At 71.9% G+C, this 18891-nt stretch carries 20 protein-coding genes and 1 pseudogene; 11 read left to right on the top strand and 10 right to left on the bottom strand.

Annotated elements, in window-relative coordinates:
• Positions 1-10: 10 nt before the first annotated feature.
• Entirely contained in the window at positions 11-1453 is a 1443-nt protein-coding gene (yczR, locus tag GJ743_RS04335; RefSeq protein ID WP_155050711.1) for a MocR-like transcription factor YczR, read from the bottom strand.
• 66 nt (positions 1454-1519) lie between these two features.
• On the opposite strand from yczR, the gene yczE reads away from it, so the two are divergent.
• Positions 1520-2236 carry a membrane protein YczE gene (yczE, locus tag GJ743_RS04330; RefSeq protein WP_230386466.1) on the top strand — a complete coding sequence of 239 codons (717 nt, stop codon included), beginning with the start codon at positions 1520-1522 and terminating at the stop codon, positions 2234-2236.
• Positions 2237-2358: 122 nt separating this feature from the next.
• Here the strand turns inward: yczE and GJ743_RS04325 are convergent, their stop codons facing one another.
• A complete protein-coding gene (locus GJ743_RS04325; protein WP_155050710.1) occupies positions 2359-3117 on the bottom strand; it encodes a MerR family transcriptional regulator in 759 nt (252 codons plus the stop codon).
• 178 nt (positions 3118-3295) lie between these two features.
• Between GJ743_RS04325 and GJ743_RS04320 the strand changes: the two genes are divergently transcribed.
• The 5 genes from GJ743_RS04320 (at position 3296) to crcB (ending at position 7021) form a co-directional block, all read left to right on the top strand.
• On the top strand, positions 3296-4138 hold the full coding sequence (locus GJ743_RS04320) for a DUF4097 family beta strand repeat-containing protein (RefSeq protein ID WP_155050709.1): 843 nt from the start codon (positions 3296-3298) through the stop codon (positions 4136-4138).
• The gene (locus GJ743_RS04315; RefSeq protein ID WP_155050708.1) at positions 4135-4746 is read left to right on the top strand and encodes a PadR family transcriptional regulator; all 612 of its coding nucleotides are present in this window, start codon (positions 4135-4137) and stop codon (positions 4744-4746) included. The genes GJ743_RS04320 and GJ743_RS04315 overlap by 4 nt, the downstream gene beginning before the upstream one ends.
• 410 nt (positions 4747-5156) lie before the next feature.
• Positions 5157-6215: an IS110 family RNA-guided transposase gene (locus GJ743_RS04310; RefSeq protein ID WP_155050707.1), complete on the top strand. Its 1059-nt coding sequence runs from the start codon at positions 5157-5159 to the stop codon at positions 6213-6215.
• A 21-nt stretch (positions 6216-6236) separates the two neighbouring features.
• The gene (locus GJ743_RS04305; RefSeq protein WP_328288779.1) at positions 6237-6656 is read left to right on the top strand and encodes a FluC/FEX family fluoride channel; all 420 of its coding nucleotides are present in this window, start codon (positions 6237-6239) and stop codon (positions 6654-6656) included.
• Positions 6653-7021 (top strand): fluoride efflux transporter CrcB, encoded by a 369-nt coding sequence (gene crcB, locus GJ743_RS04300; protein WP_328288778.1) that lies wholly within the window; start codon positions 6653-6655, stop codon positions 7019-7021. Before GJ743_RS04305 ends, crcB begins: the two co-directional genes overlap by 4 nt.
• 7 nt (positions 7022-7028) lie before the next feature.
• Here crcB and GJ743_RS04295 read toward each other — a convergent pair whose 3' ends face one another.
• The gene (locus tag GJ743_RS04295) at positions 7029-8198 is read right to left on the bottom strand and encodes an NAD(P)-binding domain-containing protein (protein ID WP_328288777.1); all 1170 of its coding nucleotides are present in this window, start codon (positions 8196-8198) and stop codon (positions 7029-7031) included.
• A 186-nt stretch (positions 8199-8384) separates the two neighbouring features.
• Between GJ743_RS04295 and GJ743_RS04290 the strand changes: the two genes are divergently transcribed.
• Positions 8385-8582 (top strand): DUF3073 domain-containing protein, encoded by a 198-nt coding sequence (locus GJ743_RS04290; protein ID WP_155050705.1) that lies wholly within the window; start codon positions 8385-8387, stop codon positions 8580-8582.
• Between the two features lie 122 nt (positions 8583-8704).
• On the opposite strand, the gene GJ743_RS04285 is transcribed toward GJ743_RS04290, so the two are convergent.
• From GJ743_RS04285 to purM, 3 genes are all read right to left on the bottom strand, one after another.
• Positions 8705-9364 carry a hypothetical protein gene (locus tag GJ743_RS04285; RefSeq protein ID WP_230386464.1) on the bottom strand — a complete coding sequence of 220 codons (660 nt, stop codon included), beginning with the start codon at positions 9362-9364 and terminating at the stop codon, positions 8705-8707.
• A 111-nt stretch (positions 9365-9475) separates the two neighbouring features.
• Positions 9476-10198, bottom strand: a complete 723-nt coding sequence (locus tag GJ743_RS04280) for an LLM class flavin-dependent oxidoreductase (RefSeq protein ID WP_155050704.1) — start codon at positions 10196-10198, stop codon at positions 9476-9478.
• A gap of 55 nt (positions 10199-10253) precedes the next feature.
• Complete coding sequence (gene purM / locus GJ743_RS04275) at positions 10254-11366, bottom strand: phosphoribosylformylglycinamidine cyclo-ligase (RefSeq protein ID WP_328288776.1); 1113 nt, start codon at positions 11364-11366, stop codon at positions 10254-10256.
• 69 nt (positions 11367-11435) lie between these two features.
• Between purM and GJ743_RS04270 the strand changes: the two genes are divergently transcribed.
• Positions 11436-12053, top strand: a complete 618-nt coding sequence (locus GJ743_RS04270) for a zinc-binding alcohol dehydrogenase (RefSeq protein ID WP_155050703.1) — start codon at positions 11436-11438, stop codon at positions 12051-12053.
• Here the strand turns inward: GJ743_RS04270 and GJ743_RS04265 are convergent.
• Positions 12034-13368: an acyltransferase family protein gene (locus tag GJ743_RS04265; RefSeq protein ID WP_328288775.1), complete on the bottom strand. Its 1335-nt coding sequence runs from the start codon at positions 13366-13368 to the stop codon at positions 12034-12036. The two genes, GJ743_RS04270 and GJ743_RS04265, sit on opposite strands and share 20 nt — an antisense overlap.
• A gap of 62 nt (positions 13369-13430) precedes the next feature.
• Here GJ743_RS04265 and GJ743_RS04260 point away from each other — a divergent pair, with 62 nt between their 5' ends.
• Together GJ743_RS04260 and GJ743_RS04255 are read left to right on the top strand one after the other, a co-directional pair.
• Entirely contained in the window at positions 13431-13865 is a 435-nt protein-coding gene (locus tag GJ743_RS04260) for a hotdog fold thioesterase (RefSeq protein ID WP_155050701.1), read from the top strand.
• 32 nt (positions 13866-13897) lie between these two features.
• Positions 13898-14629: a glutamine amidotransferase gene (locus GJ743_RS04255; protein ID WP_328288774.1), complete on the top strand. Its 732-nt coding sequence runs from the start codon at positions 13898-13900 to the stop codon at positions 14627-14629.
• A 226-nt stretch (positions 14630-14855) separates the two neighbouring features.
• Here the strand turns inward: GJ743_RS04255 and GJ743_RS04250 are convergent, their stop codons facing one another.
• Entirely contained in the window at positions 14856-15806 is a 951-nt protein-coding gene (locus GJ743_RS04250; protein ID WP_155050700.1) for a trypsin-like serine peptidase, read from the bottom strand.
• A gap of 374 nt (positions 15807-16180) precedes the next feature.
• On the opposite strand from GJ743_RS04250, the gene purF reads away from it, so the two are divergent.
• A complete protein-coding gene (purF, locus tag GJ743_RS04245) occupies positions 16181-17638 on the top strand; it encodes an amidophosphoribosyltransferase (RefSeq protein WP_155050699.1) in 1458 nt (485 codons plus the stop codon).
• A gap of 21 nt (positions 17639-17659) precedes the next feature.
• On the opposite strand, the gene GJ743_RS04240 is transcribed toward purF, so the two are convergent.
• Both GJ743_RS04240 and GJ743_RS04235 read right to left on the bottom strand, forming a co-directional pair.
• The gene (locus GJ743_RS04240) at positions 17660-18130 is read right to left on the bottom strand and encodes a hypothetical protein (protein WP_328288773.1); all 471 of its coding nucleotides are present in this window, start codon (positions 18128-18130) and stop codon (positions 17660-17662) included.
• Positions 18131-18187: 57 nt separating this feature from the next.
• Positions 18188-18829: pseudogene (locus GJ743_RS04235) on the bottom strand (IS30 family transposase); the annotation flags it as partial.
• Between the last annotated feature and the right edge of the window lie 62 nt (positions 18830-18891).

Genomic DNA, 18891 nt, shown 5'->3' with positions numbered 1-18891 from the left:
TCGCCCCGACCTACACGACCGCGGCGAGCACGCTCTGGTCGGGGACGGGCGTGCGGGCGAGCGAGCCCCACGCGCGCGCGAGCGCCTGCACCGCGGCATCCGTCGACTCGGCGTCGTAGCAGATGGGCAGGCGCAGGAAGCGTTCGAAGGCGCCGTCGATGCCGAAGCGCGGGCCGGCGGCGACGATGAGCCCCTGCGTGCGGGCCGCGAGCGCGAGCTGCGAGCTGACGGGTGCGCCGAGGCCGACCCACGTCGCGATGCCGCCGTCGACATGCGGCACGTGCCAGCCGGGGAAGGCGTCGGCGAGCCGTCGCTCGAGGTGGTCGCGGCCGGCGCGGAGCTGCTCCCGACGCAGGTCGAGGATGTCGTCCATGCGCGCGAGCAACCGCGCGACGATGAGCTGCTCGAGGATCGGCGTGCCGAGGTCGCCCGGCGAGCGGACCGCGAGCAGTCGGCGGATGAGGGGCCGATCGGCCCGGATCCAGCCGACGCGGATGCCGCCCCAGACGGTCTTGCCGACCGAGCCGACCATGACGGCCGGGCCGTACGCGGCGAGAGGGTGGAGCGCGAGCCCGCGATCGATGTCGAGCTCGGCGGTCGTCTCGTCGGCGATGACCACCGTGCCCTGGCGCGCGGCCGCGTCGAGTACGCGCTCGCGCGACTCGGCGCCGAGCGATCGCCCGGTCGGATTGTGGAAGTCGGGCATGAGGTAGGCCGCGACGGGGTTCGCGTGGCCCATCGCGCGCACGAGGTCGCCCGCCTCGTCGCCCGCGCCGAACCCGTCGGGGCCGCCGTCGCGCGGCGACGTCGCGACCGTGACGAGCCGAGCGCCCGCGGCGCGGAGCGCCTCGTACGCGTGCGGGTAGGTCGGTGCCTCGATGAGCGCGCGGTCGCCGCGACCGACGAGAGCGCGGGAGAGCAGCGCGATGGCGTGCTGCGCGCCGAGCGTGACCATGACCTGCTCGGGGTCGGTCGGCAGCCCGCGGGCGGTGTAGCGCTCGGCGATCGCCTCGCGCAGCTGCGGGATGCCGATCGGGTCGAAGCCGGAGTCGCCGAGGTGCGCGGGGAGGTCCTCGACCGCGTCGCGCGCGACGTCCGCCAGCCACGGCAGGGCCGGCAGCGCGGCCTTGGAGAAATCGATGTAGTCGGCCGCAGGCGGCACGGGGAGGACGGCGGGTGCGCCGGGCAGTCGGGCGACGCTCCCCGAACCGCGGATGCTGCGGAGCATCCGCTGCTCGCGCAGTTCGCGGTAGGCGGCTGTCACGGTCGTGCGACTGAGCCCGAGCCGCTCGGCGAGGTCGCGCTCGGCGGGCAGCCTGGTGTCGACGGGGATCCGGCCGTCGAGGATCAGGAGGCGGATGCGGTCGGCGAGCGCCCGGTAGGCGCTGCCGCCGTCGCCGCGCCAGGCGCCGAGCAGGGTCTCGAGGGCGCGGGCGCTGAGGTTGGCTTCCATGGTGCGGGCCACTTTAGGCGAATTGGCTTCTTGCCGAAAGGCCAATTGGAAGATTGGATTGCCATCATGCCGTTCCGACTCCCCCGCACCACCGACTCCGCGCCCGTGTTCGGGCGCCGCCTCGTGCAGCTCGTCGTCGGCCTGTACCTCTACGGGCTCGGCATCGCGCTCATCGTGCGCGGCGAGCTCGGCGTCGCCCCGTGGGACGTGCTCACGCAGGGCATCGCCAAGCAGACCGGCCTCGGCTTCGGCCTCATCACGGTCATCACGAGCGGTATCGTGCTGCTGCTGTGGATCCCGATCCGGCAGAAGCCCGGATTCGGCACCCTCATGAACGCCCTGCTCGTCGGCCCGTTCGCCGACCTCTCGCTCTGGATGATCCCGACCGGCCTCGACCTCTGGCTCCGGATCGTCATGCTCTTCGGCGGCATCGTCGTGCTCGCCGCGGCCACCGGCCTCTACATCGGCGCCCACTTCGGCCCCGGCCCGCGCGACGGGCTCATGACGGGCCTGCACCGCCGCACCGGCTGGAGGATCTGGATCGTCCGCACCGGCATCGAGCTGACCGTGCTCGTCACCGGGTTCCTCCTCGGCGGCAACGTCGGCGTCGGCACGCTCGCGTTCGCGCTGCTCATCGGCCCGCTCTGCGGGTGGACGATCCCGCTCTTCGCGGTTCGGCGTTCGGCCGCCGGCGCGGCGCGCGACGCACGTGCGGTCCGCCGCGGGGCGCGGGACCGGGACATCCCGCGCCCCGCCACGGGCGCCACGCCCGCGCAGGCCTGACGCGCCGTCCCGGGTCGCTCGCCCGCTCCAAGTGAGGTTTCGGCGCGTGAGCGAAGTCCGAGAACGGCCTCACGCGCAGAGACCTCACTTGGAGCACGAGCGCCGGGCGGGCGCGCGTGCGCCTACAGGTTCGCCTCGGCGAACACCGCCAGCGCATCCCGCACGAACGTCGCACCCCGCTCGCCGCCGTAGTTGGCCGCGAAGCGCGGGTCGGCGACGTACATCTCGCCGAGGCCCAGCACGTACGCCTTGACGTCGCCGCCGGGCGTGCCCGCCGGCGTGCCGGGGATGCCCGTCAGCCACTCGACGTGACGCTTCGCGAGCGCCTGCGCCTCCGCGGAGTCCGGCGCGACGCCCGACTCTGCGGCCGCGTTCCAGTCGCGACCGAGTGCAGCGCTGCGCTCCTTCCACGCGGCGCGCTCGTCGTCGCCCATGCCGCGCCACCAACGGTCGCCCGCGGCGTACGCGTCACGGCCCCAACGCTCCTCGACCTCCTCGCGGTACTGCGTGTGGTCGAAGCCGTCCAGCATGTCCTTCGCCATGATCTCCTCACCTCCCTCCAATGCCTCGATGGTCCGTTCGACCGATGCGACCTGGCGCGCCAGCCGGACCTGTTCGTGCCGGAGCCACGCGAGGTGCCCCTCGAGGGCGCGGGCCTCGACGGTCTGCCCGGCGAGCACGTCGGCGATCGCCGGCAGCCCGAGGCCGAGCTCGCGCAGCAGCAGGATGCGCTGCAGCCGCACGAGCGCCGCTCGGTCGTAGTAGCGGTAGCCGTTGCCGCCGATGCGGCTCGGCGGCAGCAGGCCGAGGTCGTCGTAGTGCCGCAGCGTGCGGCTCGTCGTGCCGGCGAGCTTCGCGATCTCCTGGATCGACCAGTCCATGCCATGCCTCCTCCCGTGAACGGCGGATCGTCGTGGCTCCACCGTAGAACTTGACGTAACGTCAAGGTCAAGCGGATGCCTCGCAGCCGACGCCGGACGACGAAACGCGATATATCTTGACTTGTCTCCAAACGCGATATATCGTGATCTCGAACCGTCCATCAGAAGGAGCACGCACATGGCCATCGAGAAGTGGGTCGTGAACCCCGGTGAGAGCCGGGTCATCGACCTCGAACTCGTCCGCAAGCTCAAGGTCAGCCTCATCGGCGGCAAGGTCGACGTCATCGCGCACGACGAACCCGGCGCGCGCGTCGAGGTATCGAACGTCACCGGAAAGGACCTGATGATCCGGATCGACGGCGACTCGCTCGAGATCGACCACCCGCAGCTGCGGTGGGACAACTTCCTCGAGGTCTTCAAGGGCTTCACGGGCAGCGCCAAGGCCGAGGTGTCGATCCTCGCGCCGCGGCACGTCGCGATGAAGCTCGGCGTCGTCTCGGGCGACGCGCTCGTGTCGGGCTTCGACAACGACGGCAAGTTCAGCGCGGTCTCGGGCGACCTCGTGATCGACAACCACGCGGGCGACGTCGAGTGCTCGAGCGTGTCGGGCGAGATCTCGGTCGGCGATCACACCGGCCGGGTCACCGCGCACACCGTCTCGGGCGACGTGACGGTCACCGGCGAGGTCGGCTCGTTCAACGTCGACACGGTCTCGGGCGACATGGTGCTCGACGCGAAGGGCACCCCGAGCCGGGTCGACACGAACAGCGTCTCGGGCGACCTCACCCTGCGCTTCGATCCCGGCAGCGGCGCCCGCTACCGCGTGAACACGGTGAGCGGCAAGCTGCTGCTCGACGACACGCAGATCAAGGGCACGCTGGGCAAGGGCTTCGAGCGCGTCACGGGCGAACTCGAGGGCACGTGGCTCGACCTCGGCGCAAACAGCGTGTCAGGCAGCATCTCGGTGATCCGGCGCCAGCCGGCGACGGCTCCCGCCGATTCCGGCGAGGCCTCGGCATGAACCCGCCGGTGTTCGCCCACGGCAACCTGCGCCTCTACCTGCTCGCCCTGCTCGACGAGCAGCCCCGTCACGGGTACGAGCTGATCCAGGCCCTGTCCGACCGATTCGGCGGCACGTACTCGCCGAGCGCCGGCACGATCTACCCGCGCCTCGCCAAGCTCGAGGAGGAGGGGCTCGTGACCAAGCGCACCGACGGCCGCAAGTCGGTGTACGAGATCACCGACGCGGGGCGCGCCGAGCTCGAGTCCCGTCGGCACGAGCTCGACGCCATCGAGGACGACATGACCGACTCGATCCGCCGCCTCGCCGACGGCGTCCGCGCCGAGGTCGACTCGGCCATGCGCACGCTCAGGGCCGAACTGGCGAGCGCCGCCCGCGACGCGCGCAAGGCCGCGACCACCGAGTCGGCGACCCCTCAGCCGAGCGCGGAGTCGACGCGCGCCATGCACGAGGCCGACCTGGCGATCACCGAGTTCCGCCAGCAGATCCGCCTCGAGCTGCGCAACCAGGCCAATCGCGGACGGGTGAACGCCGACACGGTGTCGCTGCTGCGCACTCGTCTCGCCGACGTGCGCGCCGAGGTCCTGCAGGAGCTCGCCCAGCGGTAGCCCCGGTGCACCTCGCCTCACCGACCCCGAGGTGCATGAGATTCCAGCCGACACCCCAGCGTGCGGCACCCTCGGGGGGATCCTCATGCACCGGGAGGCGCCGTGCGAGCGATGTCGCACCTGGCTCGAGTCGAACGTGTGGGTGCTGCCCGCCTCCCGCCCGACCACGGCGTAGCCTCGACTCAGTGTCAGGGTGACAGTGCCGCTTCGCGGTGGTTGGATCCTGATCACCTGGCGTCTGGCTCGTAGCCTCGTTGCCGCTTCGGGTTGGCGTGCACGCGTTTTGCCGACGTCGGGTGTGAAGGACCGGCCGGCGTGACTTGATAGGAGCGTGGCATCGCCCCCGACTGAGGTTTGTCCGCCGACCGGCCCAACCTGTGTTCCCTCAGCGTTGGAAGGAGACGATTTCCATGGTGATCGTCATCGGTGCGGATGTCCACAAGGCCACGCACACGTTCGTCGCGGTCGACGAGGTCGGCCGCAAGCTCGCCGAGCGCACGGTGAAGGCCACGACGGCCGGTCATGAGGCGGTGTTGCGGTGGGCGCGGGCCGAGTTCGATGATCGGCTGCGCTGGGGTGTGGAGGATTGCCGGCATCTGTCTGCCCGGCTGGAGCGTGACCTGCTCGCCGGTGGCCAGGAGGTGGTCCGGGTGCCGCCGAAGCTGATGGCGCAGACTCGATCCTCGGCACGGGAGCGGGGCAAGTCCGATCCGATCGATGCGCTCGCGGTGGCCCGCGCGGTGCTGCGTGAACCCGACCTTCCCGCGGCCGAACATGACGAGTCGACCCGGGAGTTGAAGCTGTTGGTGGATCGGCGTGAGGGTCTGGTGGGTGAGCGGACCAGGCAGATCAACCGGCTGCGGTGGCACCTGCATGAGCTGGACCCTGAGTTCGACGTCCCGGTGAAGGGGTTCGCGATCGCCAAGCAGCGTCGACGTGTCGCGGCTTGGTTGGCCGGCCGGGACAGTCTGGTTGCCGAGTTGGCTCGGGATATCCTGGCCGACATCGACACGGTCAGCGGCAAGATCGACACGCTCGAACGGCGGATCACGGCCAGGGTGGACGCCGACTACCCGCACCTGACCGCAGCGCCCGGCTGCGGACCGCTCAGCGCGGCGAAGATCGCCGGGGAGACCGCGAACGTATCCCGGTTCCGATCCGAGGCGTGCTTCGCGATGAACGCTGGAGTGGCCCCGTTGCCGGTCTGGTCCGGGAGCACTCGAGGCAGGGTCCGGATGAGCCGAACCGGGAACCGCCAGCTCAACGCAGCCCTGCACCGCATCGCCGTGACGCAGATCCGGCTCGACGGTCTCGGCCGCGCGTACTACCGGAAACGACTCGAGCAGGGCGACTCGACCGTCGAGGCCCTCCGCTGCCTGAAGCGTCGCCTCGCCCGCGTGGTCTTCCACGCCCTTCACGCTGACCAACAAGTCACCAGACCCACCACAGCGCTGCCCCTCGCAGCCTGAGACTTGACATAGGAGAAACGGGTGCCCCCCTCCCTCGCGGTCTTCGTCGGCGGTCTCCTCGGCACCGGCCTCCGCCTCGCGCTCGACACGGTGCTGCCGCACGCCGACGACGGCTTCCCGTGGTCGACGTTCATCGCGAACCTGCTCGGCACGTTCGTGCTCGGCTGGCTCGCGGGCGGGCTCTGGACGAGGCCCTCGACGCCACCGTGGTTGAAGGCGGGCATCGGCTCGGGGCTCATCGGCTCGTTCACCACCCTCTCGGCCGTGATGGGGGCGGTCGCGATCCTCGACCGCGAAGAGGCCACGGCCCTCGCCGCGCTCTACCTCGGCGTCTCCCTCGTCGCCGGCCTCGCGCTCGCCGCCGCCGGACTGAAGGTCGGGTCATCGCTGGCCCACCGGCCGATGCCGACCGAGGTCACCGACGACGGGGCGACGCTGTGAGCGCGCTCGTCATCGCGGCGGTGCTCGTCGCGGGCGCCGTCGGCGCGGTGATCCGCTACCTCCTCTCGAGGGCGTACCCGGTCCGCCCGGGGCACCTGCCGGGCGGCATCCTCGTCGTCAACGTCGTGGGGTCCGGCATCGCCGGCGCCGTCATCGGGCTCGCCGAGCGCGCCGCCGTCTCCGACGACCTCCGGCTCGTGCTCGTCACGGGCTTCTGCGGGGGGCTCACGACGTTCAGCACGTGGTGCGTCGAGACGATCGAGCTCGCCGACGGCGGGCGGTGGCGCGCCGCGATCCTCAACGTGCTCGTCACGCTCGCCCTCGGCATCGGCGCCGCGCTCGGCCTCTACCTGCTGGTGCGGTGAGCGCGCGCTAGATCATCGCCATGATCTGGCGCGCGATCATCCGGCCGGCGCGGCTCGCGCCGATGGTCGAGGCCTGCGGTCCGTAGCCGGCGAGGAAGATCCGCGGATCGTGCCAGGCCGCCCCCTGCCCGACGGTGACGCCGCCGGCCTTCTCGCGGAGCCTCAGCGGGGAGAGGTGACGCAGCTCGGGGCGGAAGCCCGTCGCCCAGATGATCGCATCGGCCTTCGCCGTGCTGCCGTCGGACCAGACCACGCGGTCGGCCTCGATGCGGTCGAACATCGGCTTGGCGACGAGCAGGCCCCGATCGATGCCGGCCGCGATGCGGCGGTTCTTCGGCACGCCCGTGCCGCTCACGACCGACGGGAGCGCGCGACCCGCGCGAGCCGCCTCGTCCTGCCTCGACACCGCGGCCGACGCGCCCTCGAGGTCGAGCTCCTGGCGATCGAGCCAGTCGATCGGCCGGCGCGACACCCAGGTGAGGCCGGATGCCACGCCCTCGAGCTCGAGCATGAAGCCGATGGCCGACGTGCCGCCGCCGACGACGACCACGTTCTCGTCGCGGAAGTCATCGGCCGACGCGAAGTCGGACGTGTGCACGTGGCGACCGCGGAACTCGCCCATGCCCGGGTAGTACGGCACGAACGGCGAGCCCCACGTGCCCGTCGCGTTGACGAGGAACTGGGCTCGCAGTTCGCCGCGCGGCACGGGCGGCGGCGGTGCCGCCTCGAACGTCTTCCGGCGACGGCCGAAGAACCCGCGGCTCTTCAGCTCCTCGACGGGCTGCGGGCTGAGGTCGTCGTACTCGATGCGCAGGTCGACGCCGTCGTTGGTGATGCGCCGGACGTCGACCGGGCGGTGCACGTTCAGCCGGTAGTGCTCCTCGAACCTGCCGTAGTAGTCCGCGACGACCTCCTTGGCCGGAAGCGTGCGGTCGGCGGTCTCGAAGCTGAGGCCGAGCTCCCCCATGCCCGGCAGGTCGTTCACCTTGTGCGCCGTGCCCAGGCGCAGGGACGACCAACGATGCTGCCACGCGCCACCCGGTCCGGGGGCGCGATCGAGCATGACGAAGTCCTCGTCGGCGACGAGTTCGAAGCGTCGCAGGTAAAAGGCGACAGACAGCCCCGCCTGTCCGGCACCGATCACCGCGACCTTCACGCGGTCGGGGATCGCATCCACCCCACCATCCCACCATGTCCGGAGGGGTGCTCCGGGCCACTTCGCGGCGTCCACAGGGCCTCCACAGCGCCGCCGTGGCATCCGATCGGCGCCCGAGGCGGTGGTAAACTACCAGCCGGGATTGTTCATATCAAAGAGCCGGGTGACGTCCATCCCATCCGGCCAGACGTCGTAAGGGGGTCACGCATGGGGCGCGGCCGTCAGAAAGCCAAGCACACCAAGGTCGCTCGGGAGCTGAAGTACTTCAGCCCGGCCACCGACTACAGCGCGCTCGAGCGCGAGCTCACGGCTTCGCATGACCACACCGACGAAGAGATGTCGAAGTGGGCGGAATACGCCGACGACGACTCCTACGTCCACGACGACGGGTCCCACCGCTCCTGATCATCCCCGGCTGAGCGGCAGATCCGAGAGGGTCGCCGCGCCGGGTTCTTCGCGTGCCCGCGCGATCGCACCGCGTCCCGGCGGTGCGGTCCGCGCGTCGGCGAGCGGTGGTCAGAGCGCGGTCACCCGCGCAGCATCCGCCTGAGCCCGAAGCCGGTCACGAGCGCCATCGTGACGGCCATCAGCACGCCGGATGCCGCGAAGAGGGCGAACACGACCGGTGCCGGCGTGCCCGCGTCGACGATCGGCGACGGCGCGAACGTGAACGGCAGGCCCGCGAGCCAGGCGGCCATGCCGAGCGGCACCCACCGCCACGCGCGCGGCACGCCGGCCGCGGCGAGCACGGGCCACTGCGCGAGCGGAATGCTCGCGAGCAGCACGAGCCCGCCGATCCCGACGAGCACCCAGGTCACCGGCAGCGCCCAGTCGATCGCGACGCCGAGGTCGGCGAGCGTCGAGGGCAGCATCCCGATGGCCCAGGCAGCGGATGCCGCGCCCGCCGTCGCCGCGACCCATCCGCCGACCGGCACGGCCGCCGATCCACCGCGCAGCGCGAGCGACTGGCCGAGGCCCAGCAGGGCGCCCTCGCCGGCGCCGAAGGCGACCAGCAGGAGCCAGGCGGACCAGCCCGAGAGCTCCGCGGCGTCGGCGAGCGCGAAGCCCGTCACCGGGACCAGGAAGCCGACGCTCTCGCCGAGCACGGTGCCGACGATCCAGCGGCCGAGCCGGAACGTGCGCGGCGCGGCGGGAGCCGCGGTCGGAGCCGGAGAGAGGTCGCTCACGCCGCCGACGCTAGCCCCTGCGGGGGCGCCGTCCCACGGCCGATGGTCCCCCGGCCCGGCCCGGCCGCCCGGGCTCGGACTGCGATCGGACCCGGACCCAGGACGAGCGGCTCAGCCGTCCGACTGCGCCGCGCGCCACTCGGCCGTGGTCTCCGCGAACCGCTCGAGCTCGTCGAGCGTGCCGCCCGCGGTGATCGCGCGGAGCACGACCTCGTCGACGACGCCGTCGTAGGCGTGCAAGGCGGACTCCCGGTTGATCGTGGCGTCGATCGGCTGGACTCCGAGGCGGGCGAAGTTGGCCGCGTACGACACGTACGAGCCGTACCGGTCCGCCTCCTTCTGCAGCGCCGCACGCGCCGCGCCGTCGGAGATGGTGCGAACGTAGAGCACGCCGCGCACCTCGCCGGAGCGGTCGCCCGCGTCGCGTCGCAGGTCGTCCATGGCGGCGGCCGCGGCGGCGGGCGTCAGCCAGTTCAGCACGACGGCGTCGGCGAGCTCGGCTGCGAGCCGCCGCATGCGCGGCCCGAGGGCGCCGACCGCGATGCGGGCGTCGGTGCGAACGCGGAGCTCCGCGACGGCGTCGGCCATCGCGCCGACGGGGTGGTGCGTGCCGCCCGAGCCGATGCCGAACGTCGTGCGCTCAGCCGGGATGCCGGCGAGGTCGAGCCTCGCGACCGGTCGACGGTCGATCGGGATCACGCCCGTCCCGAGCCGGAGGCGTTCGGTCGTCTCGGCGACCACGCGGAGGCCGGCGAGCGAGTCGCCGCCCGGCACGTCGTTCAGCCAGAGTCCGTCGAAGCCGAGGCGCTCGAGCCGCGGGGCGAGCGCCTGCAACGTTTCCGACGAGGTAGTGCCGGGGAGCCCGATCGAGACGGCGGCGCGCACGCGATCAGCTCGCGTAGCCGCCGACGAGGCGGACCGCGCCGCCGTCCACGCCCTTGGCGCCCTGCTCCCAGCCGGATGCCGCGGTGTCGCGTTCGCCGGTCGAGACCGTGCCGACCTGCCAGGCGGGCAGGCCGAGCGTGCCGAGCTCGGCGATGACGGATGCCGCGGCATCCGCTGCGACGACCGCGAAGAAGCCGATGCCGAGGTTCCAGGTGCCCTCGGTCGACTCGAGCGTCGTGCCCGCGAGGTCGTTCAGCACGCGGAACACGGGCTGCGGCGACCAGGTCGAGCGGTCGACCTCGACCCAGGAACCGCGCGGGAGGACGCGCGCGAGGTTCGCCGCGATGCCGCCGCCCGTGACGTGCGAGAGCGAGTGCACGGCCGGGCCGACGGTGTCGTGCGCGAGCAGCTTCACGAGCGGGCCGGAGTAGAGGCGCGTGGGCTCGAGCAGCGCCTCGCCCCACGTCGTGCCGAGGTCGGCCGAGGCATCCGTGTACGTCACGTTCGCGTTGGCGAGCACGTGGCGGACGAGGGAGTAGCCGTTCGAGTGCAGGCCCGACGATTCGATCGCGATGACGGCGTCGCCGCCCTGCACGCGCTCGGCGCCGAGCGCGCGATCGGCCTCGACGACGCCCACCGCGGCACCGGCGACGTCGTAGTCGTCGACGCCCATGAGGCCCGGGTGCTCGGCGGTCTCGCCGCCGACGAGCGCCGTGCCGGTCTCGGCGCACGCGCGCGCGATGCCGGTGACGATCGCGGCGATGCGGTCGGGCACGACCTTGCCGCACGCGATGTAGTCCGTCATGAAGAGCGGGGTCGCGCCGACCACGACGATGTCGTCGACGACCATGCCCACCAGGTCCTGGCCGATCGTGTCGTGGATGTCGAGCGCCTGCGCGATCGCGATCTTGGTGCCGACGCCGTCGGTCGAGGTCGCGAGGAGGGGGCGGGCGTAGTCCTTCGCGAACGAGAGGTCGTAGAGGCCGGCGAAGCCGCCGACGCCGCCGAGCACGTTCGGACCGTGCGTGTTCGCGACCGCTTCCTTCATCAGTTCGACGGCGAGGTCGCCGGCGGCGGTGTCGACTCCGGCAGCGGCATAGGACGAGTTCGCGCTCACCCGACAAGGGTACCCGCGCGGCGCGCGCCGCTCGGGCCCGCTGTCGGAGGCCGGCGGTAGAATCCGTGCATGCACGCGGGTGCCACGCCATCGTGGGTGATTCGCGAGAATGCGAGCACCGGAGCCCTCCTCGCCCTCTACCTGCGGGAGGTGCTCGGCGTCGCGTCGCCCGCCGAACTCCCGCGACTGCGTGATGTCGGGCGCATCGGCCCCGAGGGGTCGCGCGACGTCGACGCGCACGACACGCTCGAGAAGCAGTGGCGCGAGTGGTGGTCGATGACCATCGAGCCCGAGTCGCACCCGTCGCCCGTGCCGCTCGAACTCGTCGAGGGCTTCGGCACGGCGGTCGCGCTCCCCGTCACCGGGGCCGAGGCGCTCGCGGCCGCCATCCGCCCGCACGCCGAGGCCGGGCTGGCCTGGGCCGACTGGGCGCACGAGCGCTACCGCACGGCCTCCGCCGCCCGGTCGGGCGACACGTACCGCGCCTACGCGGGCTCGATCGCCGAGCACGAGCGCGAGGTCGGCCGGCGCGCGCACTCGTTCGAGCTGAACGTCGAGGTGCTGCCGCTCGCGGCATCCGGCATCTGGTGGATCGGCGAGAAGACCGTGGCCGTCACCGACACGCTGCGGTCCGATGCCGCGGCGTTCGACGACGCGATCCACCCGATCATCGCCGAGCTGGCCTGACGTCGCGCGCCTCCTCCGAACGCGGCGGGCGAGCGCGATCGAGCGCGACGGCGGCCGTGAGCAGCACGGTCCCCGCCACGGCGAGCGCCAGGTCGAGCCGCCTGAGGATCACCGCGAGGAGCGGAACGAGCGCGAGCACGGCGGCGAGCATGATCGCCGCGGCGGACGGGCGGCGGGATCCGGCCGGAGCGGCCCGGACGAATCGGTCGAATCGCGCGAGCGGGTACGAGATGAGCCACACGACGATGAGCACGACCGCCAGCACGACGGGGCGTCCGATCCACCACGCGGCATCCGTCGGCGCCGGAGCGAGGCCCGGCAGGAGGAGCGAGGTCCCCGCGATGACGACGATGACCGGCATGTGCCAGAGGTAGAGCGTCAGCGCCCTGCTCGCGACGAACGCGACGCCGGCGCGCACGGACCGGGAGCCCATCAGGCGCCCGAGCGCGGGGTGGAAGAGCGTCAGCAGGCTCATCTGCGCGACCCCGAGCAGCATGAGCGAGACGGTCGGCGGGTCGAGGTTGGTCAGCATGTTCGGCGCGTGCCATCCCGCGGCGACGCCGAGCCACGCCAGCGCGTAGGCCGCGACCGCGATGACCGCGAGCTGCACGCGCCGACGGCCGCCGAACCACCCGTCGGCGTACCAGAACCCGAGTTGCTGCACGAAGCCGCCGACGAAGACCAGGTCGATCAGCCCGACCTCCCGACTGCCCGTCGCGAACCGGGCGACGTCGACGATCGCTGCGGCACCGGCGAGCGCGATGAGCGTGCCGCGCGGCGCCCGCTCGTGCAGCGCGAGGAGCCACGGCACCAGGCACTGCACGAGGAGGTACGCGGCGAGGAACCAGAGCGGCACGCCGATGCCCGCCGCGATCGTGTCCCGCAGTACGGGGTCGGCGCGGGCGAGCGTCGCGATGACGAGCGCGGTCGCGACGACGGCGAATAGCGGAAGCGCAGGCGCCGCCAGCCGCAGCGTGCGGGAGCGGACGAAGTCGGCGGCGGTGTCGCCCAGCGCGCGGCGGCGGCGCCACGAGGTCGCCGCGGTGAAGCCGCCCAACGCGAAGAACAGCGGCATGACCTGCCCGACCCACGTCGCGGCGACGAACCACGGCTGTTCCTCAACGGGGCGGGACAGCACGATCCGACCGGATGGATCGAGGCCGACGCCGACCATGAGGAGGTGCGCCACGACGACCAGGAGGATGCAGGCGACCCTCGCGAGGTCGACGACCGGGTCGCGCAGCGCCGTCGACCCGGCCGCCACCGGACCGCGCACGGGCTCGTGCAGCGCTCGGGTGTCCTCGTCGTCGCCCACGGCACCATCATGGCCGCCCGGTCGCCGCAGGCGCAGCATCGGCGCGTGGCAGACTCGATCGCATGAGCATCTGGTTCGGCGAGCCCTCACTGGAGTGGGCGAACTCGCGCGGCGAGCACGCCCTGATCCGCGCCCTCGGCATCGAGATGACCGAGGTCACCGAGGGGTCGTTGAAGGGGCGGATGCCGGTGGACCACCGAACCCGCCAGCCGGCGGGTGTACTGCACGGCGGAGCATCCGTCGCCCTCGCCGAGACGCTCGCGAGCTGGGGCGCGTCGTTCACGGTCGACCCGGCGCAGTACTACTGCGTCGGCATGGAGATCAACGCGAACCACGTCCGCCCGGTGTCCGAGGGGTGGGTGTACGCGGAGGCGAGCCCCATCACGCGGGGCCGTACGACGCAGGTGTGGGACATCCGCATCACCGACGAGCAGGGCCGCCTCGTGTGCGTGTCGCGGTGCACCATGGCCGTGCTGCCCACGCCCTCGCAGTACTGACACGCGGCGAGCGCCGCGCGTATCGTGGGGCCGTGAAGCCGTTCGTGCTCCTCGCCACCCGCGCAGAGGACCAGCCCGCCGACGAGGAGTACGCCCTCTTCCTCCGCGGCACCGGACTCGACGAGCGCGACCTCATCCGCGTGCGACTCGAGGCCGAGCGGATGCCGCGGCTCGACCTCGACGCACTGTCGGGCATCTTCGTCGGCGGCGGGCCGTTCAACGCCTCCGACCCGCCCGAGCGGAAGTCGGCCGTGCAGGACCGGGTCGAGGCCGAGTTCGCGGCCCTGCTCGACGAGGTCGTCGCACGCGACTTCCCGTTCCTCGGCGCCTGCTACGGCGTCGGCACGCTCGGCGCGCACCAGGGCGCGGTGATCGACGACCACTTCGCCGAGAAGATCGGCGTGGTGCCCGTGACCCTCACGTCGGCCGGGGCGGCGGACCCGCTGCTCGCCGGCATGCCGGAGGCGTTCAACGCGTTCGTCGGGCACAAGGAGGCGATCCGCGCGCTGCCGCCGTCGGCGACGCTGCTCGGCTCCTCGCCGACGTGCCCGGTGCAGGTGTTCCGTGTCGGCTCCAACGTCTACGCCACGCAGTTCCACCCCGAGCTCGACCTCGAGGGCATCATCGTGCGCATCCGCGCCTACGCGAGCTACGGCTACTTCGCGGCCGACGAGCTCGAGCTCACGCTGGCCGCGGCCGCGCGCGCGGTCGTGTCGGAGCCGAGCCGGATGCTGCGGACCTTCGTCGAGCTGCACGCGCGGTAGCGGCGCGCGCTCCGCGCGACGCGCTCGGCTCGCGCGCGGCACTGCTCGCGCGCCGCACTGCTCGCGCATGAGAATCCGCTCCACGCTGCCTCCCAGCCGCCCGTCACCCGGATCCTCATGCGCGGACCCTTCACCCCCACGGCACACGACGAAGCGCCCCGCACCGGTCCCTCGGTGCGAGGCGCTTCGCGATCCGACGGCCGCGCTCAGCGGCCCCGACGTGCGATCAGGATGCTGCCGCCGTGGCGTACGTCGACTGGGCGACCGAGCCGTAGTACGGCCCGAACATCACGTTCGGGATGTTGTTGTAGCCGAAGCTGTTCACCGAGTTCTGCGAGCCGTTGCCGAGGAACCAGGGGCCGCCCGACGAACCGCCGGTCATGTCGCACGGGATGCCCTGCGACTGCGTCTGGCCATACGGGTCGGGGGTCGCGGTGCCGGCGCACGACTTCAGCGTCTGCCCGTTGAACGGTGCCGCCGCCGGGTACCCGAACGCCTCGTACGAGAGGCCGCGGGCCTGGTTGAATGAGATCGCGGTGCCGCCGACCGTGGCCTGCAGCGTCTTGCCGGCGACCGTGCCGACCGTGGCGAAGGCCGTGTCGTAGGTGATGTCGCCGCCCTTGGTCCACTGCTGCGGCGCGGCGAGCTTCGTCGCCACCCACTGCCCGTAGGGCGCGGCGCCGTTCTCGTAGGCCGGCACGAACGTCCAGTTCGTCGCGTACTTGCCCTTGCCGCCGTGCACGCAGTGCGCGGCCGTCGCGACGACGCTGCCGTTCGCCGAGCTGACCGAGTTGCCCGAGCACACGTAGTTGCGGCCGTTCAGCGTGAAGAACACCTTGCCGATGTTCGGCACGGGCGACTCGTTCGCGGCCATCGGCGTGATCTCGGGCGCCGGCGCGGGCTTGCCGTACGTGACGGGCGCACCGGCGGCGACATCGGCGGCCGGCGTCGAGGCCGACTTGCCGGCGAGCAGCACGTCGGCCGGCGCGGCGGAGCGCATGCGCTCGGCCGTCCAGTAGCCGGCGGCGGCGGCACGTTCGGCCGCAGGCACGGCGCGCTGGTCGACGCCCGGCGGCACCGCGGGCGGCGCGGCCGACGCGGCGGTCGGCACGGCGAGGAGGCCGCACGCGACGAGGGCGGCGCCGGCGAGCGCGGCGCGCACTGAGGTGAGCTTCATGGAGTGAGCCCTTTCTGAGCAGGCGGCGGCGGTCCCCCCAAAGGTCGCCGCGCCGCAGATATGCGAATGCGGGAGAGCGTGGCACACGTCCCCCGTTCGGGGGGAGAGCCGGAGGCATCCTTCGGGGAAATCGACAACTCGGCGGAGGGTTCCGAGGAAGTTCCGACAGTGCACCCTCCCGCGGGGTACGTTCATCGTTTGGCCGCGAACGGGTCGCCGCGCGACCCACCGGCACCGCCCCGCGCGCGCTCGCGGGCACCTCCGCGCGCACGTGAGCAGCGGCATCCGTTCAGCCGGCTCACACGCGCACATATGCGAGGATGTATCGTCCAGCTCGGACGCTTCACCACACCTCCCGAGGAGCCATCGCTCGCATGTGCGGCATCGTCGGCATCGTCTCCACCGAGCCCGTCAACCAGCAGATCTACGACAGCCTCCTCCTCCTGCAGCACCGCGGGCAGGACTCGACGGGCATCGCGACGGCCGACGGCCCCGTGTTCCACATCAACAAGGCGCGCGGTCAGGTGCGCGAGGCGTTCCGCACGCGCGACATGCGCTCGCTGCTCGGCAACATCGGCCTCGGCCACGTGCGCTACACGACCAAGGGCGCGGCCGAGCGCGAGGAGGAGGCGCAGCCGTTCTACGTGAACGCGCCGTACGGCATCGTCCTCGTGCACAACGGCAACCTCACGAACACCCGCGAGCTGTCCGAGGACCTCTTCCGCATCGACCGCCGCCACGTCAACTCGACGAGCGACACCGAGATGCTCCTCAACGTGCTCGCGACCGAGCTGCAGGGGCAGATCACCGGCCTCGACCTCGACCCCGACCAGGTCTTCCAGGCCGTCTCGCACGTGCACGAGCGCGTCGAGGGCTCCTACGCCGTCATCGCGATGATCGCCGGCTACGGCCTGCTCGCGTTCCGCGACCCGTTCGGCATCCGCCCGCTCATCCTCGGCAAGCGCACGACGGAGGCGGGCAAGGACGAGTGGATAGTGGCCTCCGAGTCGCTCGTGCTCGAGAACGGCGACTACGAGATCGTGCGCGACGTCGAGCCCGGCGAAGCCGTGTTCATCACGCTCGACGGAGAGATGATCTCGCGCCAGTGCGCCGCGAACCCGCGCCTCGTGCCGTGCTCGTTCGAGTACGTCTACCTCGCCCGACCCGACTCGATCATGAACGGCATCTCGGTCTACGAGGCGCGCCTGCGCATGGGCGACCGGCTGGCGAACACGATCGCCACCCACATGGACCACGGAGACATCGACGTCGTCATGCCGATTCCCGACTCCTCGCGCCCGGCCGCGATGCAGGTCGCGCAGAAGCTCGGCATCGAGTACCGCGAGGGCTTCTACAAGAACCGCTACGTCGGCCGCACGTTCATCATGCCCGGGCAGGCCGCGCGCAAGCGCTCGGTGCGGCAGAAGCTCAACGCCATGGGCACCGAGTTCAAGGGCAAGAACGTGCTCATCGTCGACGACTCGATCGTGCGCGGCACGACGTCGAAGCAGATCGTCGAGATGGCCCGCGCCGCGGGCGCGAACAAGGTCACCTTCACCTCGGCCGCGCCGCCCGTGCGCTACCCGCACGTCTACGGCATCAACATGCCGAGCCGCGCCGAGCTCGTCGCGCACGACCGGAAGATCCCCGAGATCGCCCGCGAGCTCGGTGCCGACCACATGATCTACCAGGAGGTCGAGGACCTCCAGGCCGCGATCACCGAGGGCACGTCGATCGATCGCCTCGACCTGTCGTGCTTCACGGGCGAGTACGTGACCGGGACGGTCACGCCCGAGTACCTCGACTGGGTCGAGCGCACGCAGCTCAGCTGACGTCCGGCGCGAGCCGCCTGCTCAGTTCGCGGGATCGTCGTCGACGTAGTGCGTCGACTCGTGCTCGGCGACCGCCGTGCCGCGGCGCTTGGCGAGGACGCGGTCGATGACGAGCGCGACGACGCCGCCGAGCGCGAGCCCCCCGGCGCCGCACCACAGCAGCAGGAAGCCGAACACCTGGCCGCGGTCGAACTGGTCGTTCTCGGGGAACGCGAAGGTGAGGATCAGGGCGACCAGCACGCCGAGCGCGGCGCCGAGCAGCAGGAAGCTGCCGTAGCGCGGCGACCGCCGCACCGTCACGGCGTCGCTCGTCACCTCGGTCTCGAGGTGCTCGCCCGCCTCGGGGTCGACGTCCATGCGCTCGACCTTCGGCGCGGGCTCGTCGCCTGCGGCGTCCCGTTCGACGGGCGCGACGGATGCCCCGGGGTCGACAGGCCCCGGCTCGGCGGGCTCGGCGGGCTCGGCGGGCTCGGGACGGTTGGCATCGCTCACCCGTCCATTCTCCCGCACATGAGAATCCGCATCACACCGCCGCTCAGCCGGGCAATGTCAAGTGGTCGTTGCAACTTCTCGGGTGAGGAGTTCGGTGAGGGCTTGGGCTGGGGTGCGGTAGTCGAGCGTGGGGCGGGGTCGCCGGTTCAGGGTGTCCTGGACTCGGCGAAGACCGGCGGCGTCCCAGGCGTGCAGGTCGGTGCCCTTGGTGAACCAGAACCGGAGCAACCGGTTGGTGTTCTCGTTCGAGCCGCGCTGCCAGGGCGAGTGCGGGTCGCAGAAGTACACCGGGGCCCGTAGGGCGAGCTGGATCCGTTCGTAGTCGGCCAGTTCGACGCCACGGTCCCACGTGATCGAGCGGCGCAGATGGTCGGGCAGTTCACTCATCCGGTCGATCATCGCGGTCGCGACCTCGTCCGCGGTGTGCCGGCCGGGCAGGTGCAGCAGGATCACGAACCGGGTCGAGCGTTCCACCAGCGTCCCGATCGCGGACCGGTTCCCGGCGCCCATGATCAGGTCGCCCTCCCAGTGCCCGGGCACGGCCCGGTCGGCTGCCTCGGCGGGCCGGTTGCTGATCGTGAACGCGTCCTCGTACCGGGTCCCGCGACGATCCTCGCTGCCACGCGGCTTGCGTCTGGTGCGGCCGGTGGACAGCTTGCGGGCCAGGTCCTGCCGCAGCAGCCCGCGGCCCTGGACGTGAGGGTGTCAGATCGTTTGTGTAAGGGGTGTCGGCTTCGTTCGAAGGGACGACACTGATGACC

It is taken from the genome of Agromyces bracchium (assembly GCF_009709675.1).
GTDB classification, from domain to species: domain Bacteria; phylum Actinomycetota; class Actinomycetes; order Actinomycetales; family Microbacteriaceae; genus Agromyces; species Agromyces bracchium.
Note: the sequence above shows the minus strand (reverse complement) of the source record. Positions and strands in the feature narration are given on the sequence as shown.

Bases quoted from the DNA above. Each gene is read 5' to 3' on its own strand.
- GJ743_RS04270 (WP_155050703.1), top strand. From the start codon at position 11,436: ATGCACGCGGGTGCCACGCCATCGTGGGTGATTCGCGAGAATGCGAGC.
- yczR (WP_155050711.1), bottom strand. From the start codon at position 1,453: ATGGAAGCCAACCTCAGCGCCCGCGCCCTCGAGACCCTGCTCGGCGCC.
- GJ743_RS04325 (WP_155050710.1), bottom strand. From the start codon at position 3,117: ATGGACTGGTCGATCCAGGAGATCGCGAAGCTCGCCGGCACGACGAGC.
- purF (WP_155050699.1), top strand. From the start codon at position 16,181: ATGTGCGGCATCGTCGGCATCGTCTCCACCGAGCCCGTCAACCAGCAG.
- GJ743_RS04290 (WP_155050705.1), top strand. From the start codon at position 8,385: ATGGGGCGCGGCCGTCAGAAAGCCAAGCACACCAAGGTCGCTCGGGAG.
- yczE (WP_230386466.1), top strand. From the start codon at position 1,520: ATGCCGTTCCGACTCCCCCGCACCACCGACTCCGCGCCCGTGTTCGGG.
- GJ743_RS04315 (WP_155050708.1), top strand. From the start codon at position 4,135: ATGAACCCGCCGGTGTTCGCCCACGGCAACCTGCGCCTCTACCTGCTC.
- GJ743_RS04260 (WP_155050701.1), top strand. From the start codon at position 13,431: ATGAGCATCTGGTTCGGCGAGCCCTCACTGGAGTGGGCGAACTCGCGC.
- GJ743_RS04310 (WP_155050707.1), top strand. From the start codon at position 5,157: ATGGTGATCGTCATCGGTGCGGATGTCCACAAGGCCACGCACACGTTC.
- GJ743_RS04320 (WP_155050709.1), top strand. From the start codon at position 3,296: ATGGCCATCGAGAAGTGGGTCGTGAACCCCGGTGAGAGCCGGGTCATC.
- GJ743_RS04250 (WP_155050700.1), bottom strand. From the start codon at position 15,806: ATGAAGCTCACCTCAGTGCGCGCCGCGCTCGCCGGCGCCGCCCTCGTC.